Below are 24,739 nucleotides of genomic sequence, written 5' to 3'. Positions count from 1 at the left end.
ATTTTGACTGGTAAAATGAAATAATATGATATACCAAATATACCATACATTATTATTCCTTGCAGGAGGATAAAATTATCATGCTGAATTCAAAGCAGATCGACCGCATGCTTAGCAAATTGACGCGGTTTGAAACGACGCTGGAGCCTTTGATGTTCGAAACGATCGACCAGATTGCAATGCGCAAATTCCATACCGACCGGCAGTGGCACGACATCCCGGACGATAACAAGTTCGAGGAATGCCTACCCGGGGACCATTATCAAGGTGAAGCAACATATTGTTGGTTTAAGGGGGCTTACACGGTTCCTTCGCGATATGCCGGCAAAACACTATACATCATGCCGAAAATCGGCGGATATGAAGCGATGTTGTGGGTGAACGGCAAGCCTTTCGGCACCTTTGCCAGTAAAATCGTCGTGACGGGACACGGCAACCACTATTGCGATCTGCTTAAGCAAAATGTTGCAGAGGGCGAGACGATCGATATCGCGCTCGAATATTACGCTGGGCACTACGTTAAGGGCTGTATGCCGTTCGAAGAACTCGGAATGCGCAGTTTCGACTATGAATACGGCGGCGTTCAAATCTGCCTGATGAACGAGGAGGCCGCCGATTTCTATTTTGATTTGAAAACGCTGAACCAGCTTGCCGCCGAATTGGATGCGAACAGCTTCCGGCGGGCCGAGGTCGTGAATGCGTTAACGGAAGTGCATAAAGTGCTCTACTATTCGTACGATGCGGTCGAATCGGAGGACTTTTTCGCCGCGCTGCGTAAAGCGAGCCCTTATCTGAAGGAAGTGCTCAAGGCCACCAATTCCGCGTCTGCACCATTCGCCGGCTTGATCGGGCACTCGCATATGGATACGGCCTGGCTGTGGCACCGGGATGAAACGATCAAGAAGTGCGCGCGCACGTATTCCAACCAGATCAGCCTCATGCAGCGCTATCCCGAATACAAGTTCATCCAAAGCTCCACCTACCACACCGAAATGATCCGCAAGCATTATCCGGCCTTGTTCGAGGATATCCAGCAAATGGTCAAGGAAGGACGGTACGAGCCGAATGGCGCGGTGTGGGTGGAATGCGACTGCAATCTGACCTCGGGGGAATCGATGATCCGTCAGTTTCTGTGGGGACAGCGCTACACGCAAAAATATTTCAATTACACCTCCAACGCGTTCTGGCTTCCGGACACGTTCGGATACAGTGCGGCTATTCCGCAAATCATGAAGGGCTGCGGCGTCGACTATTTTCTGACGACCAAGCTGGGTTGGAACGACACCACCGACTTTCCGTATGAGACTTTTTACTGGAAAGGTATCGACGGAACGCAGGTTCTCACCCACTTCAACAGAACGCATGTGTGGCCCGACGCGGCCAGCCTGATCGACTACGTCGTGGACGGCAAACACAGCCGCGATCCGATCCGCGAGAAAACCGTGAACAACATGCGGCTGATCTCGTACGGTTTCGGCGACGGCGGCGGCGGTCCGCAGTTCGAAATGATCGAGATGGCCCGCCGGGTTAAAGATTTGGAAGGCGTACCGCGCTCGGCCCACATCACAGCCGGGGAATTCATGCGCAAACTCGAGCAGTCGATCGTGAATCCGTCCACGCATACCGGTGAACTGTATTTGCAGTTGCATCGCGGAACGCTGACGAACCAGCACAACATCAAACGCAATAACCGCAAAGCAGAATTCCTGCTGCGTGATCTGGAGTACGTTACGGTCCGCGAAGCCGTACAGGCAGGCCGCATCGCATCCGACGAAGGCATTCGCCCGCTCATGGAAACGCTGCTCGTGAACCAATTTCATGACACGCTGCCCGGCACCTCCATTCCGAAGGCGCATGACCAGGCCATTGAGGAAATGACCGAGTTGCTGCAAGTGGGAAGCAAGCTGCTGCACGAGCGGATCACCGCTCGTCCGGAGGCCCACACGTTGTCCGTGATCAATACGCTGTCTTTTGACCGCGCGGATACGGTCTATCTGCCTGTCGACGGCGATTGGACGGTCGAAGGCGACTATGTGCAGCAGGCGATCGAGGATCTGGACGGCAAACACATGCTCGCGCTATCCGGCCTGACCGTCCCGGCGCTGTCGGCGGTTTCTCTGAAGCTGGTTCCAGGCAAGCCGTCAGGAGCTTCTCCGTTCGTATACGTAGGGAATACACTGCAAACGCCTTTCGCCCAAGTGACTTTTGATGAAGAGGGCTATATCGCCTCGTTCGTGGATCAAAGAAACGGGCGGGAGCTCCGCGGCGCCGGACATCCGCTGAATACGTTCCTGATGGCCGAAGATGTTCCGCAGGCATGGGACAGCTGGGACATCGATGCCGACATCGAGATGAAGCTGGCTCCTTCCGCCAAGCTGCTGTCCCGCCGAGTCGTTGCCGACGGCGCGGCCGAATTCCGCATCCGCAGCGAATACCGGCTGTCATCGCGCTCGACTCTACGGCAGGACATGATTTTCTTCGCGTCGAGCCCGGAAGTGCGGTTCGAGACGGTTATGGATTGGCAGGACGATCACCGTTTGCTGAAAACGGCGTTCAGCACGTCGATCCTGACCGATTTTGCCCGCCAGGAGGTGCAGTTCGGATATCTCCGCCGTCCGACGACGCGGAATACGAACGAAGAGAAGGCCATGTTCGAGGTGGTCAACCACAAATACAGCGATCTGTCGGAGAATCGCTACGGCGTCGCGATGCTCAACGACTGCAAATACGGCATTTCCGTACAGGACGGCGAAATGCGGCTGACCCTGCATAAAGGCGGCGTGCGTCCCGATTTCAGGGGAGACAAGGGCGTTCACGCATGCACTTATTCTTTCTATCCGCATGACGAGGGTTTCGGCGCCACTTCGGTCATCCACCCGGCTTATGAGTTAAACGTCCGGCCGATTGTCGTCGAAGGCCAAGTCGACGGGAAGCAATTTGCGCGCGTCGACGCCGACAATGTGCTGATCGAAGCGATCAAGCCATGCGAGGACGCAGAGCGTGCGTTCATCCTTCGTTTATACGAGGCGGAAGGGACGTATACACGTACGAAACTGATCCTTGGCGGCCAGGCCAAAGCGGAGGAAATCACCAACATGCTGGAGGAACGAATCGAGTCGCTGGGCGGAAAGAGCGAGGCCGAACTCGTCTTCCGGCCGTTCGAAATCAAAACCGTGAAGGTTACTTACTAACTCAACTTTCGCGGACAAACAGTACGTTCACGTGGGATGAAGGTCATCTTACCGATGTATTCCCTCAATCGATGCCGGCCGCGATGCCCGTTTCTTGTGACCTGTCCGCAAATAGGCTACACTGGGGACAACGACGCCGACCGTGGGGAGACTACCGCCGTGAACCCTTGGCATGAGAAAATCGCGCTGAAGACGAACAATCCGCACAAAATTATCGTCGGCCACGAGGAGGCCGGCACGCCTTCGCACTGGCACGAGGAAATCGAGATCGTCCACATTCTCGAAGGCCATATGAACATCGCCATCAATGACGATACGTACGCCCTGAAGAGCCGGGATATACTGCTGATCAGCTCTTGCGCCGTTCACCGCTTCTACCCGAATCCGGCAGGCTGCGGCAAAATCATTCTCCAGATCGGCAGGTCCGTCTTCGGAGACTATTCCGAAGGCGTCTTCGGCCGCCGGTTCTCGTCGCCGCTGCTTACCCCGGAAGACGAGCTGCACGGGAAGCTCGAGCCGATCATCTGTGCCATTTTGCACGAGTGGGGCGAAGGCGGCGATGGGTTCGAGCTCATCATCAAAGCCCGCATTCACGACCTGGGCGCTGCCATTATTCGCTCTGTGCCGATGGAGGCATTCTCGCAGCAGGAACGGACCCGGCAGCTTGAACAGCTGGAACGGCTGCGCAATGTGATGGCGTACATCGAAAGGGACTACGCTTCTGATATTACGCTTCAGCAAGCCGCGAACTTGGCGGGCTTCAGTTCGACGTATTTTTCCCGTTTCTTCAAGGAAGCGACGGGTGCCGGATTCGTGGACTACGTCAACGAATTCCGTGCGAACGTCGCGATGTCGCTGCTGCAGAGCAGCCACGGGGAATCCGTGACGGATATCGCTTTTCAAGCGGGCTTTAACAGCATCGAGACGTTTAACCGCGTCTTCAAAAAAGTAAGCGGCTTGACCCCCTCGCAGTTCCGCAACAAAAAATGACGGGTCGTTCGCAACCTCTGACAGGAACTGTCGGGGGTTCTTTTTTATAGTAGAGATAGTTCCGAATCATATAACCGTAAGGGGAGGTCTTCGCCCATGTCAGAGGAGAAGTCAGCATTGTATCGCAACCCGCAAGCGCCCGTTGAAGAGCGAATCACGGATTTGCTGGGCCGCATGACCATCAAGGAAAAAGTACGCCAACTGGATCAATATTTCGGCACGTCGTTCATGAGCGCCCAGCATCCGCATATGGACACCGTCATGGCGAACGACGCGACGATCGAGTGGGACAAAGTGAAGGAAGCGATCGGCGATGACGGCATCGGCTGCATTCACGACCTGTACGGTACGTCCGAAGTGAACAACGAGCTGCAGCGTTACGCCGTCGAGCGTACCCGACTCGGCATTCCGATGCTGTTTAGCGAGGAAGCGCTTCACGGGCTGACCCGTCCGGGCTGCACCGTTTTCCCGCATGCGATTACGACTGCATCCTCTTGGAATCCGGCCGTCGCGGAGTCAATCGGCAAAGCGATCGCCGCCGAGACGAGAAGCTTCGGCATTCACGAGAGCTTTGGTCCGGTGCTTGATCTTGCCCGTGAGCCGCGTTGGGGCCGCGTCGAGGAGACGTATGGCGAAGACACGCATCTGGTCGGACGGATGGGCGTCGCCATGGTCAAAGGTCTGCAGGGCGAATCGCTCGCCACAGATCATACGATCATTGCCGAGCCGAAGCATTTCGCCGTACACGGCGTGCCCGAGAGCGGCTTGAACCAGTCGGCGACGTCGCTTGGGATCAACGAGATCGAGACGTATTATATGCCGATATTTGAAGACGCTTTCGTCGAGGGCGGCGCAGTTAACGCGATGTGCTCCTACAACTCGATAGACGGCGTACCTTGCGCGTCCGACGAAAGCTTGCTTACCGGCGTGCTGAGAGGCAAGTGGAACATGCCGGGCTTCGTGCGCTCGGACCTCGGCGCGATCTCGCGCCTGCAGCGTTCGCATTTCACGGCGGGGACGGAGCGGGATGCGATTCGTCAAGCGCTCGAGGCGGGCTGCGACATGCAATATTACGATTACCCGCACGACGTCTATCAGAACGCGATCATTCAGATGGTGGAAAGCGGAGAGATCGCGGAAGCAACCGTGGACGTAGCCGTTTCCCGCGTGTTGCGCGTCAAGTTCATGCTCGGCCTGTTCGAGAAGCCGTACATCGATCCGACGCTGTCCGGACGCGTCGTGCGCAGCGCTGCACACGGCGATGTCGCGCTCGAGGCGGCCCGCGAAGGCATCGTGCTGCTGAAAAACGAAGCCGGCACGCTTCCGCTGAGCAAATCGCTGCGGCATATCGCGGTCATCGGACCGAGCGCGAACGTCGCGCGTCTTGGCGACTATACGCCGTATATCGAAGGGTTCGAGCCGGTGACGCTGCTGCAGGGCATCCGCAATAGCGTATCGGCGGGGACGACGGTGTCGTACGCCAAAGGGACGGGTATTCTCGAAAACGAGCTGGATGCTATCCCGATCGGCAGCTTCGTCGACGGATTCGGCAACGCCGGGCTGCAAGGTGAATACTTCGATAACCCGGAGCTGGCCGGCGAGCCGGTGTTGACGCGTCTCGACCCGTCGATCGACTTCAACTGGGTAATCGCAAAGCCGGATCAGCGCGTTCCGTCTTTCCACTTTTCCGTTCGCTGGACGGGTAAGCTTGTGCCGACGCATGACGTGAGCGGCAATATCGGCACGGTCAGTGCGGATAGCATGCGGCTGTGGCTGGACGGCGAGCTGATTGTCGACGGCTGGGGCAAGGACAAGAGCGCGAAAGCGATCGTACCCGTCCATCTGGAAGCGGGACGCAGCTACGATATTCGTCTCGAATACTGCAAGGACACGAACGGAGTGTCCATTATGCTGGGGTGGAATCACGAGACAGCCAGCATCCGGGAGGCGGTCGAGCTGGCGCGCCGTTCGGACGTAGCTATCGTCGCGCTCGGCGATGACCGCCGTACATGCGGAGAAGGCGTCGACCGTTCTAGCCTCGACTTGCCGGGCCGGCAGCTCGAACTGTTGAAGGCGGTATACGAGACCGGCACGCCGGTCGTGCTCGTACTCCAGAACGGCCGCCCGATTACGATGGGCTGGGAGGCGGACCATATTCCCGCTATCATCGAAGCCTGGTATCCCGGCGAGCGGGGCGGCGACGCGATGGCCGAAGTGCTGTTCGGCGACTACAATCCGGCGGGTCGTCTGCCGATTTCGTTCCCGCGGACGCTTGGCCAAATTCCGGTCTACTACAACCGCAGACGAGGCGGCTCCCGCTTTTACGTCGAAGGCGACAACGTTCCGCTTTACGCGTTCGGACACGGGCTCAGCTATACGACGTTCGACTACGACGGCTTGCGGGTCGACGTTGCGCAGGGATTGCCGGACCCCGAAATCCGGGTGTCGGTCGATGTGACGAACACGGGTGGCCGCGATGGCGACGAAGTCGTACAGCTATATGTCGGCGACCTGGTCAGTTCGATCGCGCGGCCGGACAAAGATTTGCGCGCATTCAAGCGCATCCGTCTGAAAGCCGGCGAGAAGACAACCGTTTCTTTTGGCTTGACAGGCAAAGATTTGCGGCTCCTCGGCCGGGATTTGCAGTGGGTCGTCGAGCCCGGCGTATTCCGGGTCATGATCGGTTCGAGCTCAGTCAAGATCGCCGTATCGCAAGACTTCGACCTTATCTGAGGGCTGGCCGCCAAGAAAGACTCAGCAAGAAGACTGACCGGGACGCCATCGTCCCGGTCTTGTGATTACTAACGCCTTTCGGGAGAGGGGTTCGCCTATATGAACAGCAGTAATACGGAGCGGCGCCGCAGCGCCGCCTACAAGCTTACCTTCACGGCTCCCGCAGCGGAATGGAACGAGGCGCTGCCGATCGGCAACGGCCGTCTGGGGGCCATGATTTATGGAGGCACCGCGGAGGAGAAGCTGGCGCTGAACGAAGACAGCCTCTGGTACGGCGGTCCGCGGGATCGCAACAATCCGGACGCGCTCGCCCATCTGGAGACGATCCGCCGTCTGCTGCTCGAAGGCGACGCGGAGGAGGCGCAGCGGCTATCGCTGCTCGCGCTGTCAGGCGTTCCCGAGACGCAGCGCCATTACGTGCCGCTCGGCGATTTGAGCCTGACGTTCCTCCACAGCAGGGAAACGTCCGATTACGAACGGGAGCTCGACATCATGACCGGCATCGCAGCGGTAAGATACCGGGCGGATGGCATCTTGTTCAAGCGCGAGCTATTCGCGAGCTTCCCGGACGAGGCGATCGTCATCCGGCTGACGGCTGACCGCCCCGGCGCGATCAGCTTCTTGACGCGGCTGACGCGCGGGCCGGGCAACCGCTACTACGACGAGATCGTCAAGGCGGACGCAGGGACGATCGTGATGAGAGGTAATGGCGGAGGAGCGGGAGGCGTCGACTTCCGTACCGTGCTGCGCGCCACCGCCGTAGGGGGGAGCTCTTCGATCATTGGCGAACATCTGCTCATCGACCGCGCGGATAGCGTCACGCTCGTATTGACCGCGGCGACCTCGTTCCGATTCGCGGACCCGGAGGCGCAGGCGCTTTCGGCTGCGGACCAAGTGAGCCAGACCGCCTACGATACGCTGCGTGAGCGGCATGCGGACGATGTGCGCTCGCTCATGGGGCGCGTCTCGATCAGACTCGGATCCGCAGATGAGAACGCGGACACGCTGCCGACGAACGAACGTCTTGCACGCGTAAGCGAAGGGGCCGAGGATACGGGGCTGACGGCGCTCTACTATCAGTTCGGCCGTTATCTGCTCGTCGCCAGCAGCCGTCCAGGCTCGTTGCCGGCCAACCTGCAGGGCATCTGGAACGACCGCATTTTGCCGCCGTGGGATAGCAAATATACGATCAACATCAACACCCAGATGAACTACTGGGCATCCGAGAACGGCAACCTGGCCGAATGCCATGAGCCGCTTTTCGACCTGCTCGAGCGGATGCGCGAGCCGGGGCGGTGTACCGCGCGGACGATGTACGGCATCGAGGAAGGGTTCGTCGCCCATCACAATACCGACCTGTGGGCGGACACCGCGCCGCAGGATTTGTACATGCCCGCGACGTATTGGCCGATGGGCGCCGCCTGGCTCAGCCTGCACCTGTGGGAGCATTACGCCTACGGACTCGACCGCGCTTTCCTGGAGCGGGCGTATCCGACACTGCGAGAGGCGGCCGTCTTTTTCGAACATTTCTTGACGGATCTGCCCGATGGGCGCGTCGTTACTGTGCCTTCGGTGTCGCCGGAGAACACGTATTTGCTGCCGGATGGAAGACCTGGCATCCTGTGCGCAGGGCCGGCCATGGACAGCCAGATTTTGCGCGAGCTGTTCACTGCGTGCATCAAGGCTGCCGACATTCTCGGCGTAGACGACGACTTCGCGATGCGGCTGAAGACGCTGCGCGCACGATTGCCGCAGCCTGAAATCGGCAAGCACGGCCAACTGATGGAGTGGCTGGAAGATTACGAGGAAGCCGAGCCGGGACATCGGCACATCTCGCACCTGTTTGCTCTTCATCCCGGTACGGGCTGGTCGCCCGAAGCAACGCCGGTATGGACGCAAGCCGCGCGGGTGACGCTCGAGCGGCGTCTCGCGAACGGTGGCGGGCACACCGGCTGGAGCAGGGCGTGGATCATCAATCTGTGGGCGAGACTCGAGGACGGCGAGAAGGCGCACGACAACGTGCAGGCGCTGCTGGCGCATTCGACGCTGCCGAATTTGCTCGATAATCATCCGCCGTTCCAGATCGACGGCAATTTCGGCGGCGCCGCGGGCATCTCGGAGATGCTGCTGCAAAGCCATACTGGCGAGCTTAGTCTGCTGCCTGCCCTGCCGATCGCGTGGAGCGAAGGCGATGTCGAAGGCTTGCGCGCGCGGGGCGGCTGGACGGTCGGCATCACGTGGAGCGGCGGCGCGTTGCGCGAAGCGCGCATTCGCGCGTTGAGGGACGGCGCATGCGTCGTACGCATGCGCGGGGACGCATTCGTCGAAGTCGTAGCCGAGGACGGCTCGGCCGTCGAAGCTTCTTCGGACGGTGCGGGCCGCATCTGGTGGCAAACGTGCGCGGGTACGACCTACGCGCTGCGCCGTTCCGAACGATCGCAACAGGCGTAGGAGACGCTTCGCAAGCTGACGCCGCTGAAATGGAAAAGTTGGTGCTCAGCGGGCTGACGACCAAAGCTGGTCAACGGTACGAGGATTTCGATGCTTCAACTGACAAGGTTGCGGGTTACGGATTGGCTGGTCTGATCTTAGGAGGTACCGCACTTGCCATTGCCAAGAAAGCCGGACTGATTGGGATTATTGTGATTGTGGTGAAAAAATTCTGGTTCCTCGTCATTGCGGCCGGTGCTTGGCTTTGGAGGATTGTGAGAGGAAGAAAATCACCTGGACAAGCCCCAATAAAACCACTGGTACTGGCGTACACTAAAAATACAGGATCGGGGAGTGCCCCTATCCTGTCTTCTAACATTCTTTTCCGGGGCAAATGGAAACCAAGATAATAGAAGGGGGCTGTCCTCGGAGCAGCTCCCTTACTTTTTCACCGCTTGATAAGGGATGGATTATTATTTACCTGTATTTTTGCGATATAATAAGTCGGCATTAAAGGTGTAACGGCTGCATGGCTTGTGATGTTAGAAGAGGATACAGGGAGCCCGGAAATCTTGTTGATTGGAGAGGGAGACATCTTATGAATAGTTTCAATAGGCTTGCAACGGATCGATTGCTTATCAGAACACTGGAAATGAAAGATAAGGATCCCTTTTTCAAATATCGTTCTTTGCCTGAGGTTTATAAGTATCAGTCATGGAGACCGGCCGATCTCAACGATGTCGAGAAGTTTATCTCCGCGAATACGGCTATTGTGCCGAACACGAGAGATTCATGGTTGCAAGTGGCTGTTTGCCTGAAGAATGGACAGCTTGTCGGTGATGTCGGCATTCACTTTATGGATGATGATTTTCAGGTTGAACTAGGTTTTACTCTTTCTCCTGATTTCCAAGGTAATGGATATGCCTCCGAGGCGGTTCGGGCAGTGATCGATTATTTGTTTGACGGACTTCGTAAGCATAGAATTACAGCGTCCGTCGATCCTGACAATTTGAAGTCGATTAAGCTTCTTGAAAATCTGGGGTTTAGAAAAGAAGCCCATTTTATCAAAAGTTATCGGATGAATGATCAATGGTATGACGATTGCATTTATGCCATTTTGGCGGATGAGTGGAAATAAGAGTTCGTTATGAAGGAGCTGTGGCGGGTTTATTCCATAACAAGCCCGCCGGTTACAGGCGTGTAGGTTCCTGTTAAGAATCGCGCATCATCCCCGGCAAGGAAAGAAATAACTCCCGCCACATCCTCTGGCTCGGCGATCCGGCCAAGCGGCGTGAAGCTGCCGACAACGCGGCTCTCTTCATCGGAGATCATCAGAGGCTCATGCGATCTCACGAAACCGGGAGCGACGACATTCGCCGAGATGCCATAGGGGCCGAATTCTTGGGCAATATAGCGGGCGAAGGCGTCGAGCCCGCCTTTGGCCGTGCCGAATGCAATATGTTGTGGTGTCGGATCTCTGCCCTCCGTGCTGGACAAGTAGACGATCCGGCCGAATTGCTGCTCCGTCATCGTGGGGATGACCGCCTTCGTCGGCTCGAAGGCCGCCTTCAATTCATCCGTCAGCTGTCGTTCGAATTGCTCCCAGGAAAGCTCGGCAAAGGCTGCGGTTTCCGCTTCCGTGCGTGTATTGCATACAAGAACGTCGATTCGTCCGAAAGCGCTCTTTACGGCTCCGACAAGTCCGCTCATCTGCTCCGCGCTGCGGACATCCGCTTGAATCAGCATGGCCTCACCGCCATTGGCGGCAATCTCGGACACGACGGATTCGGCTGCCGGATCGTTCTCCAAGTCGACGACAACCACCTTCGCGCCCCGTTTCGCCAACTGCATACACGTCGCTCTCCCTATTCCATTAGCTCCGCCGGTCACGATTGTTACTTTTCCGCTTAATGACATCATGGGTTTATCCTTCCTTAGCTTAGTCTGAATCGGGTACGGCATACTGTTCCGCAATATCCAGCGCAGCCTGCCTGATCCTCGCGGCAATTCCGGCGGGTTCAAGCACGATGGCGTCCGTCGCATAGTGAAGCACGTTTGCGATCAGCCACTTCTCGTTCGGGTAGGTTGTTCGCACAATAAGCTTTCCGTCCGGCAGCCGTTCGATTTCGCTTTCATTAAACCGGTCCATCGCGGACACAGCAGCGGATGCCTTAAACTGAAGGACAACCGGAATCGCCTCGTGCTTCTCATTCGCCTTGGGATTCACCCATCGGTCATTCAGCTCCGCTAGCGACTCCGCTCGGCGAACGAAATCTTCGGACTGCACCTTGAGCTCCCGAATTCGCGATAGCTTGAATATCCGGTAGTCTCCGCGCAATCGGCAATAGCCGTGAAGATACCATGCATAGGTTTTGAGCACGAGCGCCATCGGTTCAACCTCGCGTTCCTGCTCATCCCCTTTTCTGCTCGTGTACTTGAAGCGAATGAGCTTCCGATCATTCACCGCTTGGCGAAGCGAATCATAGCGGGTTCGGTCCTCTTCGCTATTTTTCCAAGGGGTAAAATCAATATGGATACGCTCGCTTTCTCCTGCTCGCCCTTGCTCGGCTTGCGTCACCATTGCGCCTACTTTGCTGAGCAGCAGGTCCATATTCGAGGGATCGTAGGCTTTCGTCGATTCGAGACCGCGGAGTGCGGTTGAGAGGGCAGTCAGCTCGTCGAAGGATAGCAATTGCCGATCCAGCCGGAAGCTGTCCATAATCTCATAACCGCCTTCCATGCCGGTATAAGAAACGATGGGAATGCCAGCCTGACCGAGCGTATCGAGATCGCGGTAAACCGTGCGCAGAGACACTTCCAGGCGATCCGCCAATTCCTGCGCCTGTATCCTCTTCCGATTGAGCAGCAGAATGGTAATGGTCATCAGTCGTTCAAGCTTCATCGTTATCGCTCCTAAACCGGCATGACGTCAGCCGATATATTCATTCATCTTAATGCGCTGTTGCGAACCCTTCTCCTTCCGCAGCCGGGTCCATCTTATCCTTCGTCATCAAGAAGGCGGCAATCAGCGCTAGAACAGCGGGAATAAGGCTCCATGCGATGGTTGTTCCAATCGAATTCGACAGCCCGTTCGAAATCGTATCCAGCAGCCGCGTATCGACGGATTGACGGAACGCCGGGATGAGCAACGAATGAGGATCGCTTATATCCAGGTCGGCCGGGATTGCGATCTTATTTGCTCCTAAAGACTGCGTGAGCTTGGAGACCAGGCTGTGGCTTTGCACGATTCCGAAGATGGTAATGCCTAGCGCCATGCCGAGCGAGCGGTTGAAATTCAAGGTCGCGGTTGCAGCTCCGCGCTGCGTCGCCGGGAACGAATGAAGCACGGCGGTGCTTAACACCGAGAAGGTAGCGCCGATCCCCAGACCGATAAGAATCATAATCACGGTAATGAGAAGTCGAGAAGATTCTACAGTAATTTGCGAAAGGAGAGCAAGGCCGGCCAGCAGTATCGTTAGCGTCCCGATCATAATCGTACGGTATTGCAGCTTGGTCATCAGGAATCCGCCGAGCGTCGCGGTGACGACCGAGCCGATCATCATCGGCAGAAGCGTCAGCCCTGAATTGGTGGCCGATCCGCCAAGCACGCCTTGCACGTAGATCGGAATGAAAATCGCCGCCGTCATGTACGCTGCCCCGCTGAGCATGGCGACCAGATTGCTTGTCGTGTATAATCTGCTGCGAAATAAGCCGAACGAGATGATCGGTTCTTCAGCCCGCTTTTCCACAATGACGAGCAAGAGAGCAAGAACCGCGAAACCGGCAAACAAGCCGATAATTTGCGGGGAGCTCCACGCATAGGTTTTGCCGCCAAGCTCGAGTCCGAAGATGAAGCAAACGACGGCCCCGACGAGTAGAATGGCGCCGGCCCAATCGATCTTTTGTTTCGAATGCTGTGCCGACTCCTTGTAGAACGCCGCAACCAAGAGCAGGGCAATGAAACCGAGCGGCAGATTGATATAGAAGATCCACGACCAGTTGGCGTGATCGGTGATATAGCCGCCTAACAGCGGTCCAACGACGCTCGACAGGCCGAACACCGCGCCGAACGCCCCCATCATTTTACCGCGATCCTTAGGGGAGACGACGTCGAACAGAATCGTGAACGCGATGGACACCATCGCCCCGGCACCGACGCCTTGAACGGCCCGATATAGACTTAGCTCGACGATCGACTGAGCCAATCCACATAGTGCAGAGCCGACCATGAACACAAGGATCCCGAAGATGAAGAAACGCTTGCGACCATACATATCGGACAGCTTGCCGAAGATCGGCATGCACGCCATCTCTGTAACCATGTAAGCCGTCGTAACCCATACGAATTTGTCGAGTCCCCCCATTTCCCCGACGATGGTTCCCATCGCCGTTGACACGATCGTGTTGTCCATGGACGCCATCAGAATGGCGAGCAATAGTCCTCCCACGATTACAGCTAGCTTGTTGTGCTTTTTTTCCACAATGCCCCATCCCTTTCTCGTACCTGAATTGATTGGCGTGCAATCATCTGAGATCATCATAAGCTTTCATTGTTGACATCTGCGTGTCAGGGAAGGGGCGTGGATTTATAAATGTTTTTGCCATGCACGATCTTTACGTAGGGGGAGTTTCGATGCTCCATATCGTCAACAGAGATTCTGCCGGCAATAAGTTAAGGAAGGGGAATATCGGCGGAGATATACTGGTCTGCAGAGAAATATACCCGGAGTGACCGAATGCACTTTTGGAGCTGCGGTGTCCTTATCCTTTTCCGGATTATCAAAAGAAAACTACCCATCCTTTGAAAATTGCGAAGTCGCATTAACGGAGGTAGGGGTGGAAGTACTAGCGGGAGTGAAGGACTGGGCGAAATTGAAGGGAATGGATGAGTGGTACGGCGGTCTGCGGCTGCATGGAGATATAACATGGCGCTGAGACACTGAGAGAAAGTAACTGGTTGATATGGAATAAAGGAATAAGTAACAGCCGTGCGACATGTTCCCCGAGATCGGATGATGCTTGATGCAGGTAGCCAAGCACAGTACGGAGTTCAATAAGGGACCGTATAAGTGGGGTGATAAATAGTTAGAAGGGCATTGGAAGAGTAGTACCGAAGGTTATAGAAAAAAGCCCTCTAGAACAGGCTCTAGGGGGATTTTTGCATGGGATATACGACAAATTTCTCCATTTCTGTGATAAAATTATGGTGTGTAGAAAGTTCTGTTTTCGTAAATATTTTCGAACTTATGTTATTTGCGAATTTCGCAAGAAAGTCGTTATATGAAATCAATGCTAAATGCTATTTATGATAGGAGGAATTTAATATGTCTTTTCCAAAAAGAAATAAAAATCAATTAAAAGGAACCGTTGGCCAGACATTCTTTCAACACTTTATAAATGCTGAACTTAATTGTATTTATCATCCAATTAATCAAGAAAACGATTTTGGAATTGATGGGTACATTGAACTTGTGGAAAATGAAAACGTTTCTGGAAAACTTATTGGCATTCAATTGAAACATGGAGATTCTTTTTTTAGATCAAGAACTATTGGAGGATATAAGTTTTTTGGTGAGAGTAAGCATTTGAACTACTATTTAAACAGTCAATCTCCAGTTTATATTGTAATAATGGACGGAAGTTTCAAACGTATGAATTGGGTAATGTTTGAAATAAATAAAACATCACCAAACAGTGGCGATAGGTGGTGGATAGAAGTCCCAAAAGATAATTTGCTTATAAGTAATTTTAAAGATGAACTTTTTCAAACAGCAGGTCCAATTATTAATTATGAAGATCAAATAAAATTCAATTGGGCTATTGACGCTACACTTCAAGATGCCAGTTTCAGAGTTGTAGCAATTCCCCAAAAAGAAATACTAACAGGTAGCTATGATTACATAATAAATTTTATAGACAGACTATCGAAGAATAAAGATATGCTGATAAAATCCAGAGCAACACTGGATATATTTTTTCCTGCATATGATGAAGATGAAAGAGAAATATTCCAAATCCCCGAAATAATGGACTGGTTAAAAGGATCTATTAATATAGGAATTCCGTGGTTTTACTTTTTGGATACTCGAACAAGGAATACTGGACTAACATTACTAATGCACTCTTACTGCAAGAAAACTAAGACAATAAGAACTGATGCAGGACATATGGTAGAGTTTGACGGAAATGATCTGGCAAAATTTATAGAACAGAATTACATTAATCTGAATACTTTCACAGAAGAAAATAAACTAAGTTTAAAGATTAATAAGGAAATTTCATTAGGGATATTTGAATACTTAAAAACACATTTACAGGAAAGTTAATATTTTGATTGATTTATCACGAAGGCATTGACTTCATATAACAATGTGTTCACGCATCGGCGGACAAGCCGCCTCGGTCCCGGAAGAGAAATCGGAGAAGTAGAAGCCGGGACACATCCGTACACCTAAATCGCATCGTGGTCAGCCGATCGAACTAGTCGTTCGTCAGGCAGTTTAAGGTGAAAGGACGTCGTGAACACGGTAACGTTAGGCGAAATCTATGATTAATCTATTATTGGGGGCATAGAATGTGAGCGTAAAACTAGAGATTAAGGACCAGATTTCTTCGCTAGCAAATGAAAAAGATGAAATGTTCAGACTTCTCGATGAACATAAAATTTTACAATTTGGTAATAGTTATCAATCATGGTATTCAAGAGCACTGAGGATCTTACAGACACTAGGCAAAGATCGAATAGATGAATTTATCGCCTTATACCAGGCGGATCCAAAGAGGAAGTCGCTTACCTCAATGACTTATTGCATTCAAGATTATACAAGAGGAGTAAGCCCCAATAGTGGTAATTTTGAACACAAAGCAGTAGCCAAAATAAGATTAATTAATCAATTTCAAATACTGAATTCTTTATCATCCAGAATAGATACAGTTTTGGAAGATGTTGAAGGACACCTATTTACAAGCCTACAAGACTCTGAGCTGGGGGCAGCATTGGAGCTAGTGAAAATTAATTTACGTGCAGCAGGTGCTCTTGCAGGTGTTGTTTTAGAACGCCATTTACAGCGTGTTGCAATAAATCATGGAATAAAAATAACCAAGAAGAATCCCACCATTTCCGATTTAAATGATCCACTAAAGTCCGAGGGAATATATGATGTTCCAACTTGGCGTAAAATTCAGTTATTGGCGGACATTAGAAATATTTGCAGTCACCAAAAAGATAAAGACCCTAGTAAAGAACAAGTAACAGAATTAATTGATGGAGTAAACACAATAATAAAATTGATATACTGACCGAATGTTATTCGATGAAGTCTAAGACATCGGCTAAACCATATTCACGCATAGGGGCGTTGCCCCTCGGTCCGTCAGAAGTTGGAGAGGATTCGATAGAAGAGAACTCAGATATAGGGAAGTAGAAGCGGCCGGACATATCCAACTCCCGAACCGCGTCGCAGCCGCCCTACGGACTTAAGGGAGTTGGACGTCGTGAATACAAGAACGTTAGATGAAATTCCTGAAAACTAAAACCACAAAATATAGGCCCGAATTATTCGATGTTTATCTTCGATATTTTATTGAAAATATGAAGAGAGTATTTTACTTAATATGGATTTTATCGGAATGCAAATAAGTTATACAACAAGGAGAATGAGATGTGGAAAATCATGGGTACGAACTAACGTTGAAGTTTGATCTAGGTGAAAATTCGCTATATGATTTGGGTTATTTATCAATTGATATTTATCATCTAATTGTGTTTTCTGAATTATTAGAAAGACGTGATAGCGAAGGAATTGATATGGTGTATAATTCAAGTCGTGTTAAAAGTAGATTCCCACTTACAAGGGAAGATAACGTACTTAAAAACTTTAGAAATAAAGCTATTATTAAGAGTGTCAGGAATGGCAGTATAGAATTAACAATAGCTGGATTATCATTGATTTCATCAATAATTGTACCTTTTATTATCTATAAGTTACAAAAAAGAGATTTAAGAAGCGATCAGAACTACTTATTTGAGGTAAATGCAAATGACAGAGATCTAAATCATATAATAGATTCTTTTAGAGATGGATATTACGGACGTGGTCCTAGTAGTATAAATTGGTTGTTCGATATACTAAGTAGGAATGGTTATGATATATCATTTGGGGGGACTGATCAGTTCGTAATAAGAAAAGTATTAGAAAGATATGAAAATAGAATTATTAAAATTGTTGAAAAACGATAAAAGCAATTAAGCACCTCAAGAAATCAGGAAATTCATCTAACACCATATTCACGCTTGGGACATACGGTCCTCGGTCTGCCCGAAGCATTTCAAAGTAGAATATCCAGGCAGACACGTCGATCCCCCTAAGATAGGAGTTATCTAAGGGGGATCGATGTCTTGAATACAAGAACGTTATACAAAAACCTCGGAAAGTCAATAAATTCGAGAAATATAGAGATATATACTGTAATTCGTGGTGCTATCGATTTAGATAATTATACCTATTTAGGTAGGTGAAGGTAATGAAAATAGAATGGGCGTTTTATCAAAATGGCGACGAAACAGAAGAAGTGTTCTATGAGTATCTCGATAAGGATTTATATGAATCAAAGTACCAAGAACATCTATATTGTATAAGTGCAGAATGTAATGCAATGATTAAATTTACACACCGTAAAAATGGAGTAAAATTTTTTAGCACGTGGAATGGTCAAGGTGATCTTCATGACACTGAATGCCCATATTATCTCCAAAACAAAGGTGATGTTGAACGTAATAAAATTTTAGGATTAATTGAATCTGCTCCAATCACAGATGAGCATATTATAAATACAATTTTGAATAAAAGTAAAAACCTAAAGACAAAAGAAAAGAAAAAAGTACCAAATAGAAGATTGACAACTAGAAGAACTCTTCAAGGTGAACAATCAAGCAAGCCAGAGGTAATTGATAATGGAAATATAAATGAAAAGGGAAGTTCCCAAATAAAGATTTTTAGTTTAGATTCTAAACATATTACTCCTGACTATGTAGGATATAGAAAATGTGTATTTGGCAAGATACGACATGTTTACTTTAATGAAACTGATGATTATGTCTATCTAAATCTTGATAATGACCAATACAAAGTTAGTGTATATTTGCCTCATGCTTTTTACGCTGACCCAGAAAAGACAACCAAATCAGCGCTTGAGACCTTTCTAAGGATTGTTAAACATGATCTGCGTGCTAATAATGAATTAATAATTATATGCGTTGGAATGATCCGATTCAAAGGAAATCAGCAAGGTGTTAATGTTCATGTAATTAATCCATCTCACTTATTAATAAATGATGCGAAATACTATGAAATAATTACAAATAATTCGATACCCCAAAATCCCTATAATTATTAAATTGCGATGCGACCTTTATGTCGCATTTTTATTTTATTTTGCTAAATCGATGAAGCCGAGGTCTTCGTATAAACCATATTCACGCTTCGGGGGATTAAGCCCCCCTTGGTCCGGCCGAAGCTAGATGCATTTCGGAGAGACATTTCAGTATTCAAGGAAGCAGAATCAGCCGGACACACCCGCACCACCTAACCGCATTGCGGCTGGCTCCTCCGAGCCTTAAGGTGGTGGGGCTTCGTGAATTTAAGAACGTTAGTTGAATATTTTTCTTGCTGTAGTAAGGTGAGACGCACAATAAATAAAGAAAAACTTACAACCTTACGCCCCCTAACTTCAGGCAATTCTACGATGGAATTTGGATGTTGATGGTTGCTGCCGTTCCGCAACAGCTCCTTTTGCTTTTTTTCGCCGATAGCCCCGTTAAGCTGAACCCTACCACAAGTAACGAAGAATTTTTCGGCCTTAACCAAGCATCATCATCGTTTCAATCGGTAGCGCAGCCATAATCCGCTATTCTCAAGAGGTTCTACTTTTTCTAAAGCAAACTCGACCCCAAGTTGAAACGGATTGTCGCCATATTCAAATAGCGAAACGGATTGGCGAGTCCCTTCTACCATCGGAGCGAGTATCAAACTTAATTCATCCACTAGCCCGGCACTTAAGAACGAACCATTGATATATCCGCCGCCTTCGAGCATAAATTCGGTTATGTTGTAGTATCGGCTGATTTTATCAAGCGCCAATCGTAAGTCTAACTTTGTACTTTTTCCCGCAAATATATAGGAAACGCCGACAGCCCGAAGATGTGCTAAGTATTGATTGCTTACATTTTCACTTAACACTGTGATGATAGGTTGCCCGCGGCGCTCTTCGTAATCTTCACCAAGCGTGCCTTGTTCCCACCCTAGTTTGCCTGATGGATCAATCGCAATAGCGTATGCAGCAGCATTTGTATCCGTAATAAAATCTTCACGAGAACCATCGGTATCCGGATACTTAGATAAATCGACTTGTTTTCCATATGTCACGTGATTTTCAAAAGTAACTCGTCCGCAAATCCATGCTTTAGGATTATATTTCTGATGAATATTTTCATACTCTTGTGCAAAATAGCTAGAGCTTGGAGTTTCTAAGTAACCCCCGTCTATTTTTCCATCCAATGAAGTTACCATATGGCAGATCACTTTGTACTGTCCCATGAATAGTCTCCTTCTCAAATACCGAACTATAATCAAGTATTGAACATTGATATAAAAATAAACATCTGTATATAATTTTAGACAGAACCGAAAAACATGCAATTGTTAAAGTGGCTCGATTTGTTAATTAATGAACAGATCAGCGATTTTTGTATAACATCTATAGAAAGAATGGTGAACGCCGCAATGGCGAAAGTCGATCGACGAATACAGAAGACACAGGAAGCTTTAAAGAATGCAATCCTTGAATTGATGGCTCAAAAAAATCTAGATGATATCACGATACAAGATCTATCCGACAGGGCTAATGTCAGTCGCGGTACGATCTACCTTCATTATGCGGACAAATTCGATCTGCTGGACAAGCTTATCGAATCGCATATTAACGAACTTAGAAGGTTGTGCGAGTCAGCGTCGGATTTGGATTTAGTAAGTGCGACGCTAATCTGGGCAGAATATTTTGAAAGTAACTACCCATTCTTTTCAATGATGTTAGCCAGTAAAGGCGCTCCGTATTTTCGCAATCGTTTCCTTGATTATCTTGTTGAAGAGTTGAGGAGTGGAGTGGATGTAACGAAGGGTAAAAATCAGGGATTACTTGAGGATGTCCTCGTTCAGTTTATTGCCTCTGCTCAGTTAGGGGTCGTGGAGTGGTGGTTTACTCATGCAAGACCCGTCACTCATCAAGTTCTGGCCGAGCAATTGGGGACCTTGTTGGAGCGGAATATCTAAAACACTTAATCAACCAAAAGGCGAATATACAATCAACCGGTATTTATATTCCATATGATATTTCCACTATATCAGTGAGGAGGAAGTGGCATATGGCTATAGGCTTACCAGGTTCGGGATTAGGGTTTGCCCCTGGACTCGGGTTCGGTGGACCAGGTTCAGGACTTGGCTTTTTTCCCGGTGCCGGTTTTGGTGCGCCAGGATTTGGCTTGCCAGGCTTTGGTTTGGGTGTAGGTTTTCCAGGTTCGGGAGTGGGTTTTGCCCCAGGATTTGGATTTGGTTTCCCGGGTTCAGGATTAGGTTTTTTCCCTGGCGCCGGTTTTGGTGCACCGGGTGTTGGTATTTTAAGTACGAATAAAAAAAGCGCGAATAAAAAACGTCGTCATGTGAGAAAAACGAAGCACTAGAATGACGCTCCAACGCTTTATCCAGGGCCGAAGCTACATTGCGCTTCGGCTTTTATTTTACATATTGAAGTGACTCACTTTATCAACGAACCTTAAGCTAGGCACATGCATAGCATGGAGGAGAGCGTTCATAAGGATTCGGAGGTAATGTGCATGGATCAACCCATTCAAGAAACCCAACCCCAAGTCTTATACCAAGCAGACCCTAATGCGGTATCCTCTTTAAGATCACTTCGAGATCGTATCCATCATATTTGCGGTATGCATACAAACCGAACGGTTCGCGTTCAGACCCTAGACGGCAATATCTACGAAGGCGTCATTGTGCAATCGGACAGCCAACACGTGTATTTGAAGGTTGCAAACACGCCGGGATACCGCGCCTATTTGGAGAGTAGAGGTCTCTTTTTTGGTCCCACCGATTTTGCGATATTAACTTTGGTTCTCTTCGAATTGCTTGTCATTGTATTGTTAGCATAAATAAATTTCTGTTTTTGGGATCTACGAAACCTCCGACATAAAAGTTCTATCACTGTCCAAGGACGGCGATAGAACTTTTATGCTTATACGGGAAATAAAGGTCGAAGATCGGTTGCTCAAGGTCGGCTAGACAGCATTGAGAAGGTATGATTGATAAAAGGCAATGACCATTGCTCGATAGGGTTACTCTTGGCTCGTCTTCGGCTGATCTTTCTTCCTATTCGTACCTAGAACGCCTGCAACGATCATTATGGCACCGATCCAATGATAGATGGTGACATCCTCATGTAAAATCAAAGTGCCAGCCATAATGGATATTAGCGTCGATAAATTACTAAACACGCTTACTCTGGACGCCTCTAGCCGAGAGAACGCAAAACTTGATAACAGTGTAGTCCCCACAGAAGATAGTACCCCCAAATAGACAAGCGCCAGAACGTAAGTGGGATGAGCAAATGGCTGAAAAAATGTATGAATTGTGCCTTCAGTTGCATGCCGGACCAGGGAAGCAGCTATGAAAACAATGAATCCCATCCCAATTGTGACGAACGTGATTTCCAACGGCTTGTATTTTTGCGCCAGCGGACGAGCTAAAACACTATAGCTTGCAAATGAAAGCGCGGATAACACCAGCAAAAATATGCCTCCCAGATTCGCGGTACTGAAACTGCTTCCGCCCTTCATTGCAAAAATGAACACCACGCCGGCCACGGACAAAATCAGAGATAGCTTCTGTCTAATGCTTGTTCGTTCTTTTAGGAAATAAGAAGCGAGCAGCAAGGTAAATATAGGAACAGCAGCCAGGATAATGCCTGCCTCTGATGAGGATGTGTTTGTCAAACCATAAGTCTGAAAAGCGAAAAACAACACCGGCGAAAATAGCCCCAACGGGATTATTCTCCACAAATCGCGTAATGATATGCGAATATGAACCCATCCGAACAGGAAAGGGACAGCTGTAGCAATAAAACCTATAGAAAATCGATGCGCGAGCACATCCAAGGGATGAGCTGCGGTAACGGTGAGCTTAACGAATAAAAATGAAAACCCAATAATTACCGCATAAGCGATGGCTGCGATGTAAGCGGCAGCGGTTCTTTGAGTAGCGTTTTTCATGGCTTACCTCCTGATAGGTGCGTTCATGTATAGAATGATTCCGTGGTTTTCATCTTAAACGTGAGCCTCAAGTGCTACAATGAGAAAAAAGCACATCTGTATCGGTACAGATGTGCATAGGAGCGAATGAAATGCAGAAATTTATGCTTATCGTGAAAGATTTAGAAGAGCTAATCGTTAACCATACCTTCAAAGAAGGGGATAAGCTGCCTTCCATTCGAGCTCTGGCCAATCAATATCAGGTGAACAAAAGCACCGTTATACGGGCTCTTACCGATCTTGAACGACGCCACATCGTTTATTCTGTGGATAAAAGCGGCTATTACGTCGTCAAATCGACAATTACCCCAAACTATGAAGAAGAGGGAGCCGTTGATTTTGCAGCTTCTTCACCAGACTCCCGCGTTTTCCCTTATTTGGATTTTCAGCATTGTGTCAATAAGGCTATTGATACATACAAGCAAGATTTGTTTATTTACGGAACAGCGCAAGGGCTGCCATCACTTCTCAACATCATGCAAAAACAATTAGCCAATTACCAAGTATTCACGAAGGTCCGCAACCTTTTTGTCGTTTCCGGGGTACAGCAAGCCCTTTCCATTTTGACGGCTCTCCCCTTTCCAAACGGAAAAAGGAAAATTTTAATCGAACAACCTAGCTATCATTTATATATTGAACATTTGATTACTCATGGTGTTCCGGTAATAGGAATAAAGAGAACATCCCGCGGCATCGACTTCGGGGAATTAGAGGAAATTTTCAGAACAGAAGATATTAAATTCTTTTATACAATGCCCCGACTTCATAACCCATTAGGTTGCTCTTACAGTACGGAGGAGAAAAAGAAGCTCGTTGCGCTAGCGCATAAATACGATGTTTATATTGTTGAAGATGATTATTTGGCTGATCTGGATCAGGATGCTAAAGCGGATCCTGTATACACCTACGATAGCAAGTCACATGTCATTTACTTAAAAAGCTATTCCAAAATCATTTTCCCGGGACTTCGTATCGGTATCGCTGTTATCCCTGATATGCTGATTTCCTTATTTGCACAATACAAACGAATTCAAGATATCGATAGCTCTATGCTTTCGCAAGGCGCGCTGGAAATCTATTTGAAAAGCAGCATGTTTGATCGGCATAAACAAAAAATCAAGTCCTTTTATGATCAAAGATCTCAACTCCTTTATGAAGCTTTAGAACGACAATTCAATGAGAATAAAAATCTTATTACATTTGAAGTAGGTCGGAAATTATCACTCCATACCCACATAAAACTACACGACAGCATACCGGCCAATGAAGTGATCAGGAGACTAAAGAGGAAATCCATATGGATCGAACCGATCGATAAGCATTATCTGCCTTCTTTTCCGCAAGACAACTTCATCAAGTTAAATGTTTCGCATGCTCGATTGAATGGTATCGAGAATGGGATTACGACATTAATCCATGAAATACGCCATATTGCTGCAGTAGGCCATTCTAAATCTCCCTGAACTTCCGATTTATTTACCATATTTTCCCTATCAAATTTTCGGAGTTGTGGTATAATTTAACTTATTTTGTAGAAAAGGAAGGTCCCTATGAGAATCATCGGAATCGAAGGGATGACTGCGCAAGAAATTGCGGACGAGGTGCAGCAAGGCGGAAAATTCGTCTTCTATTACTTTTGCTTCTCGGTTCTGGTATTAACATTTAAGCGTCCATCCGACATTTACTTCATTCGGGCCAGGGAAAAGGGACGAGGAGCGCAGTTCACGGTGTTGAGCATCTTGTTTGGATGGTGGGGCATTTCTTGGGGACCGATCCATACGATCGGCTCGTTGATCACGAATTTCAGTGGCGGCAAAGACGTGACGGAAGAAGTCATGGACTCGATCGCTCAACAGGACGCATCCTGATTCAGGGCACCCTAACCGGGTGCCCTTTCGGTTTCATGCGTGCCCAGAGGCACGCATCATCTAGCCGGTGAAAGTCCGGTCGCGGGAGGGGCCAAGCCCCCGCGTAGCTAGGATACTTGCGTATGGAGAAATCTGTGCGTAAAAGCGTATCGACAAAA

At 49.5% G+C, this 24,739-nt stretch carries 20 protein-coding genes; 15 read left to right on the top strand and 5 right to left on the bottom strand.

The genetic code is table 11. From position 1 onward, the window contains the following. Positions 1 to 80: 80 nt before the first annotated feature. The 6 genes from FPZ45_RS23945 (at position 81) to FPZ45_RS23920 (ending at position 10,482) form a co-directional block, all read left to right on the top strand. On the top strand, positions 81 to 3,191 hold the full coding sequence (locus tag FPZ45_RS23945; RefSeq protein ID WP_144707187.1) for an alpha-mannosidase: 3,111 nt from the start codon (positions 81 to 83) through the stop codon (positions 3,189 to 3,191). A gap of 159 nt (positions 3,192 to 3,350) precedes the next feature. Next, positions 3,351 to 4,181 (top strand): AraC family transcriptional regulator, encoded by an 831-nt coding sequence (locus FPZ45_RS23940; protein WP_186438542.1) that lies wholly within the window; start codon positions 3,351 to 3,353, stop codon positions 4,179 to 4,181. A 96-nt stretch (positions 4,182 to 4,277) separates the two neighbouring features. After that, a complete protein-coding gene (locus FPZ45_RS23935; RefSeq protein WP_144707185.1) occupies positions 4,278 to 6,914 on the top strand; it encodes a glycoside hydrolase family 3 protein in 2,637 nt (878 codons plus the stop codon). 99 nt (positions 6,915 to 7,013) lie between these two features. Continuing rightward, entirely contained in the window at positions 7,014 to 9,365 is a 2,352-nt protein-coding gene (locus FPZ45_RS23930) for a glycoside hydrolase family 95 protein (RefSeq protein WP_144707184.1), read from the top strand. Positions 9,366 to 9,394: 29 nt separating this feature from the next. Beyond that, positions 9,395 to 9,754 (top strand): DUF2167 domain-containing protein, encoded by a 360-nt coding sequence (locus FPZ45_RS23925; RefSeq protein ID WP_186438547.1) that lies wholly within the window; start codon positions 9,395 to 9,397, stop codon positions 9,752 to 9,754. Between the two features lie 188 nt (positions 9,755 to 9,942). Beyond that, the gene (locus FPZ45_RS23920; protein ID WP_144707182.1) at positions 9,943 to 10,482 is read left to right on the top strand and encodes a GNAT family N-acetyltransferase; all 540 of its coding nucleotides are present in this window, start codon (positions 9,943 to 9,945) and stop codon (positions 10,480 to 10,482) included. 29 nt (positions 10,483 to 10,511) lie between these two features. Here the strand turns inward: FPZ45_RS23920 and FPZ45_RS23915 are convergent, their stop codons facing one another. Genes FPZ45_RS23915 through FPZ45_RS23905 form a run of 3 tightly spaced genes read right to left on the bottom strand, consistent with a single transcriptional unit; the run spans position 10,512 to position 13,825 of the window. Further along, complete coding sequence (locus FPZ45_RS23915; RefSeq protein ID WP_144707181.1) at positions 10,512 to 11,264, bottom strand: SDR family NAD(P)-dependent oxidoreductase; 753 nt, start codon at positions 11,262 to 11,264, stop codon at positions 10,512 to 10,514. Positions 11,265 to 11,283: 19 nt separating this feature from the next. Continuing rightward, a complete protein-coding gene (locus tag FPZ45_RS23910) occupies positions 11,284 to 12,246 on the bottom strand; it encodes a helix-turn-helix transcriptional regulator (protein ID WP_144707180.1) in 963 nt (320 codons plus the stop codon). Between the two features lie 49 nt (positions 12,247 to 12,295). Beyond that, a complete protein-coding gene (locus tag FPZ45_RS23905) occupies positions 12,296 to 13,825 on the bottom strand; it encodes an MDR family MFS transporter (protein ID WP_281284928.1) in 1,530 nt (509 codons plus the stop codon). Positions 13,826 to 14,668: 843 nt separating this feature from the next. On the opposite strand from FPZ45_RS23905, the gene FPZ45_RS23900 reads away from it, so the two are divergent. The 4 genes from FPZ45_RS23900 to FPZ45_RS23885 all read left to right on the top strand — a co-directional run bounded on the left by FPZ45_RS23900 (position 14,669) and on the right by FPZ45_RS23885 (position 18,740). After that, positions 14,669 to 15,670: a DUF4365 domain-containing protein gene (locus tag FPZ45_RS23900; RefSeq protein ID WP_144707179.1), complete on the top strand. Its 1,002-nt coding sequence runs from the start codon at positions 14,669 to 14,671 to the stop codon at positions 15,668 to 15,670. Positions 15,671 to 15,920: 250 nt separating this feature from the next. After that, complete coding sequence (locus FPZ45_RS23895; protein WP_144707178.1) at positions 15,921 to 16,643, top strand: hypothetical protein; 723 nt, start codon at positions 15,921 to 15,923, stop codon at positions 16,641 to 16,643. Positions 16,644 to 17,007: 364 nt separating this feature from the next. Further along, positions 17,008 to 17,583: a hypothetical protein gene (locus tag FPZ45_RS23890; protein WP_144707177.1), complete on the top strand. Its 576-nt coding sequence runs from the start codon at positions 17,008 to 17,010 to the stop codon at positions 17,581 to 17,583. Positions 17,584 to 17,867: 284 nt separating this feature from the next. Then, positions 17,868 to 18,740: a hypothetical protein gene (locus FPZ45_RS23885; protein ID WP_144707176.1), complete on the top strand. Its 873-nt coding sequence runs from the start codon at positions 17,868 to 17,870 to the stop codon at positions 18,738 to 18,740. A 476-nt stretch (positions 18,741 to 19,216) separates the two neighbouring features. On the opposite strand, the gene FPZ45_RS23880 is transcribed toward FPZ45_RS23885, so the two are convergent. Then, the gene (locus tag FPZ45_RS23880) at positions 19,217 to 19,939 is read right to left on the bottom strand and encodes a dihydrofolate reductase family protein (RefSeq protein ID WP_144707175.1); all 723 of its coding nucleotides are present in this window, start codon (positions 19,937 to 19,939) and stop codon (positions 19,217 to 19,219) included. 186 nt (positions 19,940 to 20,125) lie between these two features. On the opposite strand from FPZ45_RS23880, the gene FPZ45_RS23875 reads away from it, so the two are divergent. From FPZ45_RS23875 to FPZ45_RS23865, 3 genes are all read left to right on the top strand, one after another. Next, the gene (locus tag FPZ45_RS23875; protein WP_144707174.1) at positions 20,126 to 20,671 is read left to right on the top strand and encodes a TetR/AcrR family transcriptional regulator; all 546 of its coding nucleotides are present in this window, start codon (positions 20,126 to 20,128) and stop codon (positions 20,669 to 20,671) included. A 92-nt stretch (positions 20,672 to 20,763) separates the two neighbouring features. Next, entirely contained in the window at positions 20,764 to 21,078 is a 315-nt protein-coding gene (locus FPZ45_RS23870) for a hypothetical protein (RefSeq protein WP_144707173.1), read from the top strand. Positions 21,079 to 21,231: 153 nt separating this feature from the next. Then, positions 21,232 to 21,558 (top strand): hypothetical protein, encoded by a 327-nt coding sequence (locus tag FPZ45_RS23865; RefSeq protein ID WP_144707172.1) that lies wholly within the window; start codon positions 21,232 to 21,234, stop codon positions 21,556 to 21,558. A 183-nt stretch (positions 21,559 to 21,741) separates the two neighbouring features. On the opposite strand, the gene FPZ45_RS23860 is transcribed toward FPZ45_RS23865, so the two are convergent. Then, entirely contained in the window at positions 21,742 to 22,674 is a 933-nt protein-coding gene (locus FPZ45_RS23860) for a DMT family transporter (RefSeq protein WP_144707171.1), read from the bottom strand. Positions 22,675 to 22,805: 131 nt separating this feature from the next. On the opposite strand from FPZ45_RS23860, the gene FPZ45_RS23855 reads away from it, so the two are divergent. Beyond that, positions 22,806 to 24,176, top strand: coding sequence for an aminotransferase-like domain-containing protein (locus tag FPZ45_RS23855; RefSeq protein ID WP_144707170.1), 1,371 nt, complete (start codon positions 22,806 to 22,808; stop codon positions 24,174 to 24,176). An 87-nt stretch (positions 24,177 to 24,263) separates the two neighbouring features. Further along, entirely contained in the window at positions 24,264 to 24,581 is a 318-nt protein-coding gene (locus tag FPZ45_RS23850; protein ID WP_144707169.1) for a hypothetical protein, read from the top strand. Positions 24,582 to 24,739 lie beyond the last annotated feature (158 nt).

This window comes from Cohnella terricola, assembly GCF_007786475.1.
GTDB lineage: Bacteria > Bacillota > Bacilli > Paenibacillales > Paenibacillaceae > Cohnella > Cohnella terricola.
The sequence above is the reverse complement of the archived record's forward strand: the minus strand, read 5'-3'. Positions and strand labels throughout refer to the sequence as shown.